Below are 14647 nucleotides of genomic sequence, written 5' to 3'. Positions count from 1 at the left end.
GGCGCCGGCCCGCCCCGGGCCCGCTGCCGGTGCGGTCAGGCGGCGACCGGCTGCCGTTCGGTGACGGAGCGGACCCGGCGGGCGGCCTCCGGGCCTGCGCAGGCGGCGGCCCCGAGCTCCACCTGGCGCGCCACGATGCCGCGTTCGGCGCGCATCAGCCGCCAGCCGCGGCGCAGCAGGTACGGGACGGACTTGCGGCCTTCCCGGACGTCCCGGCGGAAGCGCCGCCAGGCGGTGGTCAGCGGCCGGTTGCGCAGGCACAGCGCGTCGCCGAGCAGACCCTCGGCGGCGCACTGCCCGGCAAGTTCGGCGGCGAAGATGCCCTCCGCGATGAAGGCCGGGGCGCCGCCCAGTTCCAGGGTGCGGCTGCCGGCCCGGCCGTTGGCGGGGATGGAGTAGACCGGGACCTCGGCGCGGCCGTCGGCGATCAACTGCCGGATCGCCGCCAGGGCCTGGTCGCGGTGCCAGGAGAGCGGGGAGTCCCAGTCGGTGCCGCCGCCGTCGGGGAACTGCGGCAGGGTGGGGTCGTCGCCGTCCTTGTAGAAGTCGTCGAGCTGGAGGACCGGCAGACCGGTGCGCTCGGCCAGCGAGGACTTCCCCGAGCCGGAGGGGCCGGACAGCAGGATCACGCGGATGCCGGGCGTCGGCAGGCCATTCAGCGGGGAGTCACTCACGAGACACCAGTCTGACGCATCCGGGGCGGTGACCGTAACCCGTCGGCAGCGGCCTGCGTCACACCGCGCGCCCGGTGCCTCCCCGGCCCGCCGCCGCGGGCGGCCGGGAACGTGGACGGACCCGCACCAGGGGGGAGAGATGCGGGTCCGTCATCGGCACGTCCGGGCCCCCTGGGGGGGTAGGGGCACTGGGGACGGCCGGTCTGTGGAGTTGTTCCTCGGGCTGCGGAGGGTCAGATACCCATCGGGTGCCAGACCGTCTTGGTCTCCAGGAAGGAGAGCAGCCGCTCGGTGCCGGGCGCGGTGGTCCAGTCCTGCGCGGACGGGTCCAGGGCCGGTCGGATCACTCGCTTCAGAGTATCCGCGGCACCCGCCTCCAGGGCCGCCGCCGCGCCGGGACCGTCGGCGGCGATCGCGCCGGCCAGGTCGAGGCCGTTGACGTCCTGGTGGGTGGCGAGGGTCGGGGCGATGTCCGCGGTCTTCCCGGAGATGATGTTGACCACGCCGCCGGGCACGTCCGAGGTGGCCAGCACCTCGCCGAGCGAGAGCGCGGGCATCGGGGCGTCGGCGGCGGCCGCGACCACCACGGTGTTGCCGGCGGCGATCGCCGGGGCGATCACCTCGACCAGGCCGAGCAGCGAGTGCCCGTACCCGGTCTGCGGGGCGACCACGCCGATCACGCCGCTGGGCTCCGGGGTGGAGAGGTTGAAGAACGGCCCGGCGACCGGGTTGGACCCGCCCGCGATCTGCGCGATCTTGTCGGTCCAGCCCGCGTACCAGACCCAGCGGTCGATCGCGGCGTCGACCAGCGCAGCGGCCTTCTTGGCCGCGATGCCCTCGGCGGCGGCCACCTCGGCGGCGAACTGCTCGCGCCGGCCCTGGAGCATCTCGGCGACCCGGTACAGCACCTGGCCGCGGTTGTACGCGGTGGTGCCGGACCAGCCCTTGACGGCGGCCCGGGCCGCCAGCACGGCGTCACGGGTGTCCTTGCGGGTGCCCAGCGGGGCGTTGCCGAGCCACTGGCCCTTGCTGTCGGTCACCTCGTACACCCGCCCGCTCTCGGAGCGCGGGAACTTCCCGCCGACGTACAGCTTGTAGGTCTTGAGGACGTCAAGACGCAGGGTGATCTCAGACATCGAGGTAGGCCTCCAGACCGTGCCGGCCACCCTCGCGGCCGTAGCCCGACTCCTTGTAGCCGCCGAACGGCGAGGTCGGGTCGAACTTGTTGAAGGTGTTGGCCCACACCACACCGGCCCGCAGGCGCGACGCGGTCCACAGGATCCGCGAGCCCTTCTCGGTCCAGATGCCGGCCGACAGGCCGTACGGGGTGTTGTTGGCCTTCTCGACCGCCTCGGCGGGGGTGCGGAAGGTCAGCACCGACAGGACCGGGCCGAAGATCTCCTCGCGGGCGATCCGGTGGGCCTGGGAGACGCCGGTGAACAGGGTCGGGCGGAACCAGAAGCCGGTGCCGGGCAGCTCGCACTCCGGGGCCCAGCGCTCGGCGCCCTCGGCCTCGCCGGCGGCGGTCAGCTCGGTGATCCGGGCCAGCTGGGCGGCCGAGTTGATGGCACCGATGTCGGTGTTCTTGTCCAGCGGGTCGCCGACCCGCAGGGTGTCCATCCGGCGCTTGAGTGCGTCCAGCAGCTCGTCCTGGATCGACTCCTGGACCAGCAGGCGCGAGCCCGCGCAGCAGACGTGGCCCTGGTTGAAGAAGATGCCGTTGACGATGCCCTCGACCGCCTGGTCGATCGGTGCGTCGTCGAAGACGATGTTGGCGGCCTTGCCGCCGAGCTCCAGCGACAGCTTCTTGCGGCTGCCCGCCAGCTGCTTGGCGATGGCCCGGCCGACCGGGGTGGAGCCGGTGAAGGCCACCTTGTTGACGTCCGGGTGGGCGGTCAGCGCGGCGCCGGTGCGGCCGTCACCGGTGACGATGTTGACGACGCCGTTCGGCAGACCGGCCTGGCGGCAGATCTCGGCGAACCGCAGCGCGGTCAGCGGGGTGGTCTCGGCCGGCTTGAGCACGACCGTGTTGCCGGTGGCCAGCGCCGGGGCGATCTTCCACGCCAGCATCAGCAGCGGGAAGTTCCACGGGATGACCTGGCCGGCCACGCCCAGCGGCTTCGGGTTGGGACCGTAGCCGGCGAAGTCCAGCTTGTCGGCCCAGCCCGCGTAGTAGAAGAAGTGCGCGGCGACCAGCGGGAGGTCGACGTCACGGGTCTCGCGGATCGGCTTGCCGTTGTCGATCGACTCCAGCACGGCCAGCTCGCGGGAGCGCTCCTGGATGATCCGGGCGATCCGGAACAGGTACTTGGCGCGCTCGCTGCCCGGCAGTGCCGACCAGTCGGCGAAGGCCCGGCGGGCGGCGGCGACGGCGCGGTCCACGTCCTCGTCGGTGCCGTGCGCGAACTCGGCGAGCACCTGCTCGGTGGCCGGGTTGACGGTCTTCAGCGCCTCGCTGCCGCTGGAGTCGACGAACTCGCCGCCGATGAAGTGGCCGTACGAGGTCGCGATGTCGCCCGCGGCGGCCGGGGACTCCGGCGCCGGGGCGTACTCGAACAGGCCGGCCTTCGGGGCGGCGGCAGCCTGGGCCTGGGGCTCTTCGGTCTTCTTGTTCTTGGCCATGATGGTCAGTCCACCGTCACGTAGTCGGGACCGGAGTACCGGCCGGTGGTGAGCTTCTGACGCTGCATCAGCAGGTCGTTGAGCAGGCTGGAGGCGCCGAAGCGGAACCAGTGCGGGGACAGCCAGTCGTCGCCGAGGGTCTCGTTGACCATGACGAGGTACTTCATGGCGTCCTTGGTGGTCTTGATGCCGCCGGCCGGCTTCACGCCGATCTGGACGCCGGTCGCCGCGCGGAAGTCGCGGACCGCCTCCAGCATCAGCAGGGTCACCGGGGGGGTCGCGTTGACCGCGACCTTGCCGGTGGAGGTCTTGATGAAGTCGGCGCCGGCCAGCATCGCCAGCCAGGAGACGCGGCGCACGTTGTCGTACGTCTGCAGCTCGCCGGTCTCGAAGATCACCTTGAGGTGGGCGTAGCTGCCGTCGGCGCGCTTGCACGCCTCCTTGACGGCGACGATCTCGTTGAAGACGTCGAGGTAGCGGCCGGAGAGGAAGGCTCCCCGGTCGATCACCATGTCGATCTCGTCGGCGCCGGCGGCCACCGCGTCGGCGGTGTCGGCCAGCTTCACCGGCAGGGCGGCACGGCCGGCCGGGAAGGCGGTGGCGACGGAGGCGACCTGGATCGGGGTCCCGGCCAGGGTGGCCTTCGCGGTCGCGACCATGTCCGGATAGACGCAGATCGCGGCCACCTGCGGGGTGCCCGGGTCGGTGGGGTCGGGGTTGCGGCCCTTGATGCAGAGCGAGCGCACCTTGCCGACCGTGTCCGCGCCCTCGAGCGTGGTCAGGTCGATCATCGAGATGGCCAGATCGATGGCGCGGGCCTTGGCCGTGGTCTTGATCGACCGGGTGCCGAGGGAGGCGGCGCGGGCTTCCAGGCCGACCTGGTCGACACCGGGCAGGCCGTGCAGGAAGCGGCGGAGCGATGCCTCGGACGCGGCGACGTCTGCGAGACCGCTGCCCGCAGCATCGGGGGCGTTGGCTGCAAGAGTGGACATAGTCACCAGACCAGCATATCTACGCGCGTAGTCATGCGCTAGGGGAGGCCCCTTTCGATGCGGGACCGAGATCTGCCGGGGCGGTGGGGCGCCGGGCGGGGCGGGTGCGGCGGGTGGGGTGGTGGGGGTGGGGCGGGCTTCGCCGGTCGGGCGCGTGGCCGCTAGGCGGCTCGGCTGCGTGGCCAGCCGCCGAGGCGGCGGGCGCCGTAGCCGGGTCCCGCCGGACACCGGGGGCGGGCCGGTCGGGCGGGTCGGGCCGACCGGGCCGACCGGGATGGGATCAGCGTGGGATCAGCGGCTGGTCAGCCCGGGGTCAGGGGCGGCTGGCACCGTAGTACTTGTGAACGGCGCGGGGGACCGGGCCGGGAACGAGGAGAGGTGCCCGGAGTGGTTGATCGGGGGCCGGTGCTTCGGTGCCGGTCGGGTGGTTTTGCCCGCCTTCGCAGGTTCGAATCCTGCCCTCTCCGCGCAGTGGTGTGTTCGGGAGAGGTGCCCGGAGTGGTTGATCGGGGGCCGGTGCTTCGGTACTGGTCGGGTGGTTCTGCCCGCCTTCGCAGGTTCGAATCCTGCCCTCTCCGCAGTTGGGCCGGGCCGCAGTTCCGTCCGGCAGCCGCGCCGCCAGGCATCGGCCGGGCCCGCTGGGCCGCGCCGCGGGCCCCGGCGACAATGATCGGGTGACCTCCGCAGACCAGCAGCAGCCCGAGACCCCTCGTAAGCGGACCGGCCGCCGCCCCGGTGGCGCCGACACCCGGCGCACCGTGCTGGAAGCGGCCCGCGCCGAGTTCGCCGCGCGGGGGTACGAGAAGGCGAGCATGCGCGCCATCGCCCGGTCCGCCGGGGTGGACGCGGCGCTGCTGCACCACTACTTCGGCACCAAGGACCGGTTGTTCCTGGCCGCGTTGGAGGTGCCGATCGACCCCCGGGTGGTGGTCGGGCAGGTGCTGGCCGGCGACCGGGCCACCGTCGGCGAGCGGGTGGCCGCGTTCGTGCTGCAGTTGTGGGAGCAGCCGGAGACCCGTGACCGCATGCTCGCGCTGCTGCGTACCGCCGCCACCAACGAGCAGGTCGCCCAGCTGATGCGCGGCTTCATGACCACCGAGGTGATCGCCCCGGCCGCGGTGGAACTGGACATCCCCCAGGCCGAGTTGCGGTTCGAGCTGATGATGTCGCAGATCGTCGGGCTGGCCATGGCCCGGTACGTGATCGGGGTGGAGCCGCTGGCCTCCGCCGACCCCGCCGTCCTGGCCCCGCTGCTGGCCCGCACGGTGCAGGGGTACCTCGCCGAGAGCTGAGGGTGCGCGTTCCCCTTGACGGGCCGCCCGCTGCCGCGCAAAACTCATCACATGATGAATTCCAGGGCGGGCGACGAGCCCGCGATCCGGGTCACCGGGCTCACCGTCCGGCGCGGCGGCCGTACCGTGCTGCACGGCCTCGACCTCGACGTCCCGCACGGCTCGATCACAGGCCTGCTCGGCCCGAGCGGCTGCGGCAAGAGCACCCTGCTGCGCTCCGTCGTCGGGGTGCAGCGCACCAGCGGCGGCGAGGTACGGGTGCTCGGTGCCCCGGCCGGGAGCGCGGGTTTGCGCCACCGGGTCGGGTACGTCACCCAGGCGCCCTCGGTCTACGGCGACCTCACCGTCGCCGAGAACCTCCGCTACTTCGCCGCGGTCCTCGGCGCCCCCGCGGGCGACCCGGCCAGGGTGATCGCCCAGGTCGGCCTCACCGGCCACGAGCAGGACCTCACCGCCCGGCTCTCCGGCGGCCAGCGGGCCCGGGTCTCGCTCGCCGCGGCCCTGCTCGGCGCACCCGAGCTGCTGATCCTCGACGAACCCACGGTCGGCCTGGACCCGGTGCTGCGCCAGGACCTCTGGCAGCTGTTCCGGTCCCTCGCGGACCAGGGCGCCACGCTGCTGGTCTCCAGCCACGTCATGGACGAGGCCACCCGGTGCGACCGCCTGCTGCTGATGCGCGACGGCCGCCTGCTCGCCCACGACACCCCGGCCGAACTGCTCCGGGCCACCGGCGCCGCCGACATCGACGCCGCCTTCCTGCACCTCGTCCAGGCCGAACCCGTGGGGAGCCCCCGATGAACCTCCGGCGCACCCTCGCCACCGCCGGCCGGGTCCTCGGCCAGCTGCGCCACGACCCCCGCACCATCGCGATGCTGCTGGTCGTCCCCTGCGTGCTGCTGACGCTGCTGAAGTACATGTTCGACGGGCAGCCCGGCGCCTTCGACCGGATCGGACCGGCCCTGCTCGGGATCTTCCCGCTGCTGGTGATGTTCCTGATCACCTCGGTCGCCATGCTCCGCGAACGCACCTCCGGCACGCTGGAACGCCTGCTCACCATGCCGCTCGGCAGGCTCGATCTGCTGCTCGGCTACGGCCTGGCGTTCGGCGCCGTCGCACTGGTCCAGGCCGCGCTGGCGTCCGCGCTGGCCATCGGCCCGTTCGGCGTGCACGTGGCCGGACCGACCTGGCTGATCTTCGCGGTCGCAGTCGGCGACGGCCTGCTCGGGATGGCGCTCGGGCTGCTGGTCTCGGCCTTCGCCGCCACCGAGTTCCAGGCGGTCCAGTTCCTGCCCGCCGTCCTGCTGCCGCAGCTGCTGCTCTGCGGGCTGTTCGTGCCGCGCGACACGATGGCCACCGTGCTGCGCTGGGCCTCCGACGTCCTACCGCTGTCCTATGCCGTCGACGCGATGAACCGCCTCACCGCCACCCCCGGAGTCGGCGGCGCCGTACTGGCCGACCTGGCCGTGCTCGTCGGCGCGACCCTGCTGGCCCTCGGCCTCGGCGCGGCCACGCTGCGGCGCCGGACGGCGTGAGGCCGCCGCAGCCCGGACGCACGGCGGGGCCCGTCGGGCGAGGCGGGGCCCGTCCGTACGGCGAGCCCGTACGGCGCGGCCGGAGCCGGAGCCGGAGCCGGAGCCGGAGCCGGAGCCGGAACCGGAACCGGAACCGGGAACGGGGAGGCCGGGCGGCCGGGGTCCCGGTGCCGGAACGTTGCAGATCCGGGCCGCTGTGACCCTAGGGAACGGTGGCACCCATGCGGCAGAATCGTCACCATGACCGAATCCGCCGGCAAGCCCCACCAGGGCTCCGCCGCCCCCGAGCCGCAGTTCGCCGATCGGAGCTACCGCTCCGTGCCCGGCATCATCTCCGGCGTCATGCTGCTCGCCGTGGCCGGCTGGCTGATCGTCGACGCGGTGATCAGCGGCACCGGGAAGACACCGTGGATCGCGCTGGCCGCCGCTCCGGTGTTCGCCCTCCCGGTCTTCGCGTACACCCTGCGGCCGGTGGTCTACGCGAACGAGCGGCGGCTGCTCGTCCGCAACCCGCTGCGCACGGTCGAGGCGCCCTGGGCCGCCGTCGAGGGGCTGCGGGCCGGGTACTCGGTCGAGCTCTTCGCGGGCGGAAAGAAGTACCAGGTCTGGGCGGTTCCGGTGTCGCTGCGCCAGCGCAAGCGGGCCAACCGGCAGGCGGCCCGGGCCGCCGCCGCGGGCGACCCGGTCATCTCCGGTGGCCGGCCGCGCCCCGAGAGCGGACGGCCGTCCAACCCGCTGGCCGGCCGCGCGGCCAGGGCGGGCGACGCGGACCCGACCCGCGCCTGGTCCGACCAGGTGGTCGACTCCCTGCAGGAGCTGGCCGAGCGCAACGCCTCCCGCCCGGACGCGGCCGGTTCGGTCTCCGTCCGCTGGTGCTGGTGGATCATCGCGCCGACCCTGGCGGGCCTGGCGGCGATGATCGTGCTGATCGTCGCCGGCTGACCCCTCACCCTCACTGCCGTCGGGCCCCCTCCGGGCCGCCGCGCCCGTCCCGGGCCGAGCACCCGGAGGGGGCCGACTGCTCTCCGGGTGCTCGGTGCGGCGGCGAGACCAGGCGGCTCACCGCCTCACCGCCTCACAGCTTTGCCGCCTCACGCCACACGCCTCCCGACCCTGCCGGACCACGAGTGCCCCGGTGAGCGGGCGGCCGGTGGCAGGCGGTGGGCGGCGCGGCGGCGCGGGCCGGAGCGAAGACCGGGCGGACACGCTGAACGGGCGCCCCCGGCAGGTGCCGGGAGACGCCCGTCCTGGGCCGTCTCGGCCATCTCGGCCATCTCGGCCGTCTCGTCGTCTCAGCCGACCCGTCGGCCGGACCGCGTGCCGCTGGCCGCGACGCTCAGATGCCCGCGGCGCTCGCTCAGATGCCCGCGGCGGCGGCGAGGTCGCGCTTGACCGCGTCGAGCAGCGCGGCGGCGCGCTCGCGGGTTCCGGCGAGCGCGGCGGCGTCGGCGACCGGGAGGACGACCTCCAGGTAGCACTTCAGCTTGGGCTCGGTGCCGGAGGGCCGGACCACGATCCGGGCGGAACGGACCTCGTCGCCCGTCAGGTAGTAGCGCAGGCCGTCGGTGGGGGGCAGGTCGGCGGATCCGGCGGTCAGGTCGTCGGCCCGGGTGACCAGCAGGCCGGCCAGCACCGTCGGCGGCTTGTCGCGCAGGCGCTGCATGGCGTCGGCGATCAGCGACAGGTCCTCGACCCGGACCGAGAGCTGGTCGGTGGCGTGCAGGCCGTGCTCCAGCGCCAGGTCGTCCAGCAGGTCGGTCAGGGTGCGGCCGCTGCGCTTGAGGGTGGCGGCGAGTTCGGCGACCAGCAGGGCGGCGGTGATGCCGTCCTTGTCGGCGACGCCCTCGGGGTCGACGCAGTAGCCGAGCGCCTCCTCGTAGCCGTAGCGCAGGCCCTCGGCGCGGGAGATCCACTTGAAGCCGGTCAGGGTCTCGGCGTAGCCGAGTCCGGCGGCCTCGGCGATCCGGCCGAGCAGGGTGGAGGAGACGATCGTGGTGGCGAAGGTGCCGGCCGCGCGCTTGGCGACCAGGGCGGAGCCGAGCAGGGCGCCGACGTCGTCGCCGCGCAGCATCCGCCAGCCGCCGTTGCCGGTCTCGGGGACGGCCACCGCGCAGCGGTCGGCGTCGGGGTCGTTGGCGATCACGATGTCGGGGCGGGCCGTGGCGGCGGTGCGGAACGCGAGGTCCATCGCGCCCGGCTCCTCCGGGTTGGGGAAGGCCACGGTCGGGAAGTCCGGGTCCGGCTCGGCCTGTTCGGCGACCACGGTCGGGGCCGGGAAGCCGGCCCGCTCGAACGCGGCCAGCAGGACGTCCCGGCCGACGCCGTGCATCGGGGTGTACACCACGTCCAGGTCGCGCGGGCTGCTCGGGTCGACGGTGGAGACGGCGCGGGCCAGGTAGGCGTCGATGACGTCCTCGCCGAGCACCTCCCAGCCGGACTCGGCGCGCGGGACCTCGCCGAGCGAGCCGATCGCGTCGATCTCGGCGGCGATGCCGTGGTCGGCGGGCGGGACGATCTGCGAGCCGTCGCCCAGGTAGACCTTGTAGCCGTTGTCCTGCGGCGGGTTGTGGCTGGCGGTGACGGTGACACCGGCGGCGGCGCCCAGGTGCTTGATGGCGAAGGCGAGGACGGGCGTGGGCAGCGCGCGGGGCAGCAGGGCGGCGCGCAGACCGGCGCCCACCACCACGGCGGCGGTGTCGACGGCGAAGTCGTACGACTTGTGGCGCGCGTCGTAGCCGATCACCACCAGGTCGCCGAGGTTCTCCTTGCGGACGTACGCGGCCAGGCCGGCGGCGGCCCGGATCACGACGGCGCGGTTCATCCGCATCGGGCCGGCGCCGAGTTCGCCGCGCAGGCCGGCCGTGCCGAACTGCAGGCGGTCCGCGAAGCGCTCGCTCAGCTGGGACCAGGCGAGGCGCTCGCCGGACTCGGCGTCGGGGCCCTCGGCGGCGGCGAGCAGCGCGGACAGTTCGGCGCGGGTCTGCGGGTCCGGGTCCTCGGCGAGCCAGGCCCGGGCTCGGGCGAGGAGATCGGTGGTGTGGGCCTGAGGCATGGGGCTGCCAGCTCCTCTGGGGTTGATGTGAATGGGGGGCCGTCGGAGCGATGTCGGATGACAGATATCAAAATCTGTCATCCGACATCTGCCCGACGGCCCCTGCCTACTGATTCTGCGTCAGCGGACGCTCAGATCCGCTCAAGGACCTTCCCCAGCAGCGCGCCCATCCGCTCGGCCGAGGCCTTGCCGGCCTCCAGCACCTCTTCGTGGTTGAGCGGCTCGCCCGTCATGCCGGCGGCCAGGTTGGTCACCAGCGAGATGCCCAGCACCTCGGCGCCGGCCTCGCGGGCGGCGATGGCCTCCAGGGTGGTCGACATGCCGACCAGCTCGCCGCCGATCACCCGGGCCATGTTCACCTCGGCCGGGGTCTCGTAGTGCGGGCCGCGGAACTGCACATACACGGCCTCGTCCAGGCTCGGGTCCACCTCGCGGCACAGCTCGCGCAGCCGCTTGGAGTAGAGGTCCGTGAGGTCCACGAAGTTGGCGCCGACGATCGGAGAGTCCGCGGTGAGGTTGATGTGGTCGCTGATCAGCACCGGCTGGCCGGGGACCCAGCCCTGGCGCAGGCCGCCGCAGCCGTTGGTCAGCACGATGGTCTTGCAGCCGGCGGCGGCGGCGGTGCGCACACCGTGCACCACGGTGGCCACGCCGTGGCCCTCGTAGTAGTGGTTGCGGCCGAGGAAGATCAGGGCCCGCTTGTCGCCGGAGCCGTCCGAGCCCGGGATCCGGACCGAGCGGATCTTGCCGGCGTGGCCGGCCACCGCGGGGGCGGGGAAACCGGGGAGCTCGGTGACCGCGAACTCGGCCACGGTCTCGCCCAGCGCGTCGGCGGCCGGCACCCAGCCGGAGCCCATCACCAGGGCGACGTCGTGGCGCTCGGCACCGGTCAGCTCGCGCAGGCGCACGGCGGCGTCCTGGGCGGCGGCGTAGGGGTCGGCGGAGACGACCGACTGAGGAGATACGTTCACACAACCGAGAATAGACGCGATTCGCCTACGCGCGTAGACCAACGCGCCAAGGCATGCCGGATCGTTACCCGGATGACCTAAAACAACAGGTGGGGACCGGAATCCCGGCCACCGGCCTGGAGCAACCTCCGAGCGGCCCCGCCCGGACGCCCCCGCCGAGCGCCGCCGCCCCCTCCGTCCGCCGTCCGCCCGCTGTCAGGCCGGTGTCAGCAGGGCCGGCGCCGCAGGTCCGAGACGTAGTCGTCCGGTGCGCCGGCGCTCTCCGCGGCGTCCGCGATCAGCCCGAGGTAGCGGGCCGCGGGCAGCCCGCCCTCGTAGTCGTTCAGCACGTAGGTCCACACCGGCACCTCGCCGTCCAGGGTCTGCGCCCGCAGCCGGATCTTGCGGTAGATGCCCAGCTGGACGCCCTCCCAGCGGTCCAGCCCGTCGCTGTCCATCGGCGCGACGTCGTAGAGCGAGACGAAGACCTGGTCCTTCTCGTCCTCCACCACGGTGGCCAGCGAGCCCTCCCAGCCGAGGTGTTCGCCGCCGAAGGTCAGCCGCCATCCGGTCAGCCAGCCGGTGCCGCGCAGCGGGGAGTGCGGTGCGCGCCGGCTCATCTGCCGGGCGTCGAGGTTCGTGGCGTACGCGGCGTAGAGCGACATGGTCGTCAGCCTACGGGAGATCACCCGCCGGCCGAGGCCGGGAGGTGTTCACCGTCACATCCGCGGCGGGCCGCGTGGAATCAACGCCCCCGGCGTGGCGGCGGATGCGGCATGCGGGACAATGGAGCACGTGACTCGGATCGTGATCATCGGTGGCGGACCCGGCGGATACGAGGCGGCCCTGGTGGCAGCCCAGCTCGGCGCGGAGGTGACCGTCGTCGACCGCGACGGTCTGGGCGGATCGGCGGTGCTGACGGACTGCGTCCCGTCCAAGACCCTGATCGCCACGGCCGAGGTGATGACCACCTTCGACAGCTCCTACGAGGAGCTGGGCATCATCGTGGCGGACGACACCCCGCCGCTGGAGCGCGCGGCCCGGGTGGTCGGCGTGGACCTCGGCAAGGTGAACCGACGGGTGAAGCGGCTGGCCATCGCCCAGTCCCACGACATCACCCAGGCGGTCACCCGGGCCGGCGTGACGGTGCTGCGCGGCCGCGGCCGGCTCGGCGCCGGCGGGCAGGCGGTGGACGGCTCCCGCGAGGTGCTGGTGGACCGCGAGGACGGCGGCACCGACTCGCTGCGCGCGGACGCGGTGCTGATCGCCACCGGGGTGCGCCCGCGCGAGCTGCCGGACGCCCAGCCGGACGGCGAGCGGATCCTCGCCTGGACCCAGGTCTACGACCTGGAGGAGCTGCCGCAGGAGCTGATCGTGGTCGGCTCCGGCGTCACCGGCGCCGAGTTCGCCGGCGCGTACCAGGCGCTCGGCTCCAAGGTCACCCTGGTCTCCTCCCGCGACCGGGTGCTGCCCGGCGAGGACCCGGACGCCGCCGAGGTGCTGGAGGAGGTCTTCCGCCGCCGCGGCATGAACGTGATGAGCCGCTCCCGGGCGGAGACCGCCAAGCGGGTCGGCGACCAGGTCGAGGTCACCCTGGCCGACGGCCGGGTGATCAAGGGCACGCACTGCCTGATGGCGGTCGGCTCGATCCCCAACACCGCCGAGATGGGTCTGGAGGAGGCGGGCGTCAAGCTCAACGACTGGGGCCAGATCAAGGTCGACCGGGTCTCCCGGACCTCGGCCCCGGGCGTGTACGCGGCCGGTGACTGCACCGGTGTCTTCATGCTCGCCTCGGTCGCCGCGATGCAGGGCCGGATCGCGATGTACCACGCGCTCGGCGACGCGGTGCAGCCGCTCAACCTGAAGACGGTCTCCTCCAACGTCTTCACCGATCCGGAGATCGCCACGGTCGGCTACACCGCCGCCGACGTCTCCTGCGGCAAGATGGACGCCGTCGAGGTCAAGCTGCCGCTGCGGGGCAACCCGCGGGCCAAGATGCAGGGCATCCGGGACGGCTTCGTCAAGCTGTTCTGCCGCCCGGGCACCGGCATCGTGGTCGGCGGCGTGGTGGTCTCGCCGCGCGCCAGCGAACTCATCCACTCGATCTCGCTCGCGGTGGACAACAACTTGACGGTCGAACAGGTGGCCAGCGCGTTCACGGTCTACCCCTCGCTCTCCGGCTCCACCGCCGAGGCCGCCCGGCAGCTGCACATCCGCAAGCGCGAGGACTCCGACTCCTGACCCGGGCAGTCCAGTTGAGGCGGTCGCCGATGGCGGCCGCCTCCGCCGTTCCCGGCTGATCCCACCCGGACGGTGGAGCGCGTCACCGGCGGGCAGCGGCGCGCATTGTACGGTCGCGCGCTGGGCCGACGTGAGCAATTCCCGCTACCAGCTGCAAACGCCTGAAAGCAGACGGTCATTCAGTTACCGTCGGTTCTGTGTTTGCAGCAGAACGTCGCCAGTTGATCCTCGAGATGGTGCGCGCCAACGGAGCGGTCTCGCTCCGGGAGTTGGCCCGTGTCGTCCAGACCTCCGAAGTCACCGTCCGTCGGGACGTCCGGGCGCTGGAGGCCGAAGGGCTGCTCGACCGCCGGCACGGCGGCGCGGTGCTCCCCGGCGGCTTCAGCCGGGAGCCCGGCTATCCGCAGAAGACCCATCTCGCCGCCGCCGAGAAGAGCGCCATCGCCGACCTGGCCGCCGGCCTGGTCGAGGAGGGCGACGCGGTGGTGGTCGGCGCGGGCACCACCACGCAGGAGCTGGCCCGCCGGCTGGCCCGGGTCCCGGGCCTGACGGTGGTCACCAACTCGCTGCTGGTCGCCCAGGCGCTGGCCCACGCCAACCGGGTGGAGGTGGTGATGACCGGCGGCACCCTGCGGGGCTCCAACTACGCCCTGGTGGGCAGTGGGGCCGAGCAGTCCCTGCACGGCCTGCGGGTCTCCAAGGCCTTCATCTCCGGCAGCGGCCTGACCGCCGAGCGCGGCCTGTCCACCACCAACATGCTCTCCGCCAGCGTCGACCGCGCCCTGGTCCAGGCGGCCGCCGAGGTGATCGTGCTCGCGGACCACACCAAGCTCGGCGCCGACACCATGTTCCAGACCGTGCCGACCGAGGCGATCACCCACCTGGTGACGGACGAGCAGTCCACCGCCGAGGACGGCACCGCCTGCGAGCTGAGCGCGCTGGCCGACTGCGGGGTGCGGATCTCGGTGGCCCCGACCGGGCTGCCCCCGGAGCCGGTGGTGCACGGCGGCGGGGAGCGCCACCAGTCGGCGCTGTCCGGCCCCGGGGCCCCGCGCCGGGTCGCCCCGCCACCGGGTGGCGCCCCGCTCCCGGGCCAGCGCCGCCCCGGCGCGCACAGCGGCCCGCCGGGCCAGCTGTCGGGCCGGCTCGCCGAACTGGGCGGGCCCCGGGTCCGCTAGGCCGTGTCTGACAATTCGCGTCGGATCAGCGCCCGGCGCTGGGCGCCCGGCTGGGCGTGCCGGCGGAGCGCCCTCGTACTGGGTCGTACTTGGGCGCTTCGCTGGTGCGTCCAG

At 73.4% G+C, this 14647-nt stretch carries 13 protein-coding genes and 2 tRNA genes; 8 read left to right on the top strand and 7 right to left on the bottom strand.

Annotated elements, in window-relative coordinates:
* Positions 1–35: 35 nt before the first annotated feature.
* The 4 genes from AC2TEW_RS33250 to deoC all read right to left on the bottom strand — a co-directional run bounded on the left by AC2TEW_RS33250 (position 36) and on the right by deoC (position 4288).
* Positions 36–674 carry an ATP-binding protein gene (locus AC2TEW_RS33250; protein ID WP_484626994.1) on the bottom strand — a complete coding sequence of 213 codons (639 nt, stop codon included), beginning with the start codon at positions 672–674 and terminating at the stop codon, positions 36–38.
* A gap of 233 nt (positions 675–907) precedes the next feature.
* Complete coding sequence (locus AC2TEW_RS33245; RefSeq protein WP_484626993.1) at positions 908–1810, bottom strand: aldehyde dehydrogenase family protein; 903 nt, start codon at positions 1808–1810, stop codon at positions 908–910.
* On the bottom strand, positions 1803–3296 hold the full coding sequence (locus AC2TEW_RS33240; protein ID WP_484626992.1) for an aldehyde dehydrogenase family protein: 1494 nt from the start codon (positions 3294–3296) through the stop codon (positions 1803–1805). Before AC2TEW_RS33240 ends, AC2TEW_RS33245 begins: the two co-directional genes overlap by 8 nt.
* Before the next feature lie 5 nt (positions 3297–3301).
* Positions 3302–4288, bottom strand: coding sequence for a deoxyribose-phosphate aldolase (deoC, locus tag AC2TEW_RS33235; RefSeq protein WP_484626991.1), 987 nt, complete (start codon positions 4286–4288; stop codon positions 3302–3304).
* Positions 4289–4660: 372 nt separating this feature from the next.
* On the opposite strand from deoC, the gene AC2TEW_RS33230 reads away from it, so the two are divergent.
* The 6 genes from AC2TEW_RS33230 to AC2TEW_RS33205 all read left to right on the top strand — a co-directional run bounded on the left by AC2TEW_RS33230 (position 4661) and on the right by AC2TEW_RS33205 (position 8054).
* Positions 4661–4755, top strand: a tRNA-OTHER gene (locus AC2TEW_RS33230).
* Between the two features lie 16 nt (positions 4756–4771).
* Positions 4772–4866 (top strand) — tRNA-OTHER (locus tag AC2TEW_RS33225).
* Positions 4867–4962: 96 nt separating this feature from the next.
* Positions 4963–5580, top strand: coding sequence for a TetR/AcrR family transcriptional regulator (locus tag AC2TEW_RS33220; protein WP_484626990.1), 618 nt, complete (start codon positions 4963–4965; stop codon positions 5578–5580).
* A gap of 51 nt (positions 5581–5631) precedes the next feature.
* Positions 5632–6378: an ABC transporter ATP-binding protein gene (locus AC2TEW_RS33215; RefSeq protein WP_484626989.1), complete on the top strand. Its 747-nt coding sequence runs from the start codon at positions 5632–5634 to the stop codon at positions 6376–6378.
* Positions 6375–7112, top strand: a complete 738-nt coding sequence (locus tag AC2TEW_RS33210; protein WP_484626988.1) for an ABC transporter permease — start codon at positions 6375–6377, stop codon at positions 7110–7112. The genes AC2TEW_RS33215 and AC2TEW_RS33210 overlap by 4 nt, the downstream gene beginning before the upstream one ends.
* A gap of 240 nt (positions 7113–7352) precedes the next feature.
* Positions 7353–8054 (top strand): PH domain-containing protein, encoded by a 702-nt coding sequence (locus tag AC2TEW_RS33205; RefSeq protein ID WP_484626987.1) that lies wholly within the window; start codon positions 7353–7355, stop codon positions 8052–8054.
* Positions 8055–8469: 415 nt separating this feature from the next.
* Here AC2TEW_RS33205 and AC2TEW_RS33200 read toward each other — a convergent pair whose 3' ends face one another.
* The 3 genes from AC2TEW_RS33200 to AC2TEW_RS33190 form a co-directional block, all read right to left on the bottom strand.
* Positions 8470–10164 carry a phospho-sugar mutase gene (locus AC2TEW_RS33200; protein WP_484626986.1) on the bottom strand — a complete coding sequence of 565 codons (1695 nt, stop codon included), beginning with the start codon at positions 10162–10164 and terminating at the stop codon, positions 8470–8472.
* 131 nt (positions 10165–10295) lie between these two features.
* A complete protein-coding gene (locus AC2TEW_RS33195) occupies positions 10296–11135 on the bottom strand; it encodes a purine-nucleoside phosphorylase (RefSeq protein WP_359886161.1) in 840 nt (279 codons plus the stop codon).
* A 206-nt stretch (positions 11136–11341) separates the two neighbouring features.
* Positions 11342–11779, bottom strand: a complete 438-nt coding sequence (locus AC2TEW_RS33190; protein WP_033822358.1) for a gamma-glutamylcyclotransferase family protein — start codon at positions 11777–11779, stop codon at positions 11342–11344.
* Between the two features lie 121 nt (positions 11780–11900).
* Here AC2TEW_RS33190 and AC2TEW_RS33185 point away from each other — a divergent pair, with 121 nt between their 5' ends.
* Positions 11901–13355, top strand: a complete 1455-nt coding sequence (locus AC2TEW_RS33185) for an NAD(P)H-quinone dehydrogenase (RefSeq protein WP_484626985.1) — start codon at positions 11901–11903, stop codon at positions 13353–13355.
* Between the two features lie 233 nt (positions 13356–13588).
* Positions 13589–14533: a DeoR/GlpR family DNA-binding transcription regulator gene (locus AC2TEW_RS33180; RefSeq protein WP_484627008.1), complete on the top strand. Its 945-nt coding sequence runs from the start codon at positions 13589–13591 to the stop codon at positions 14531–14533.
* The last annotated feature ends 114 nt before the right edge of the window (positions 14534–14647 follow it).

This window comes from Kitasatospora sp. NEAU-CNBT7, assembly GCF_057220535.1.
Note: the sequence above shows the minus strand (reverse complement) of the source record. Positions and strands in the feature narration are given on the sequence as shown.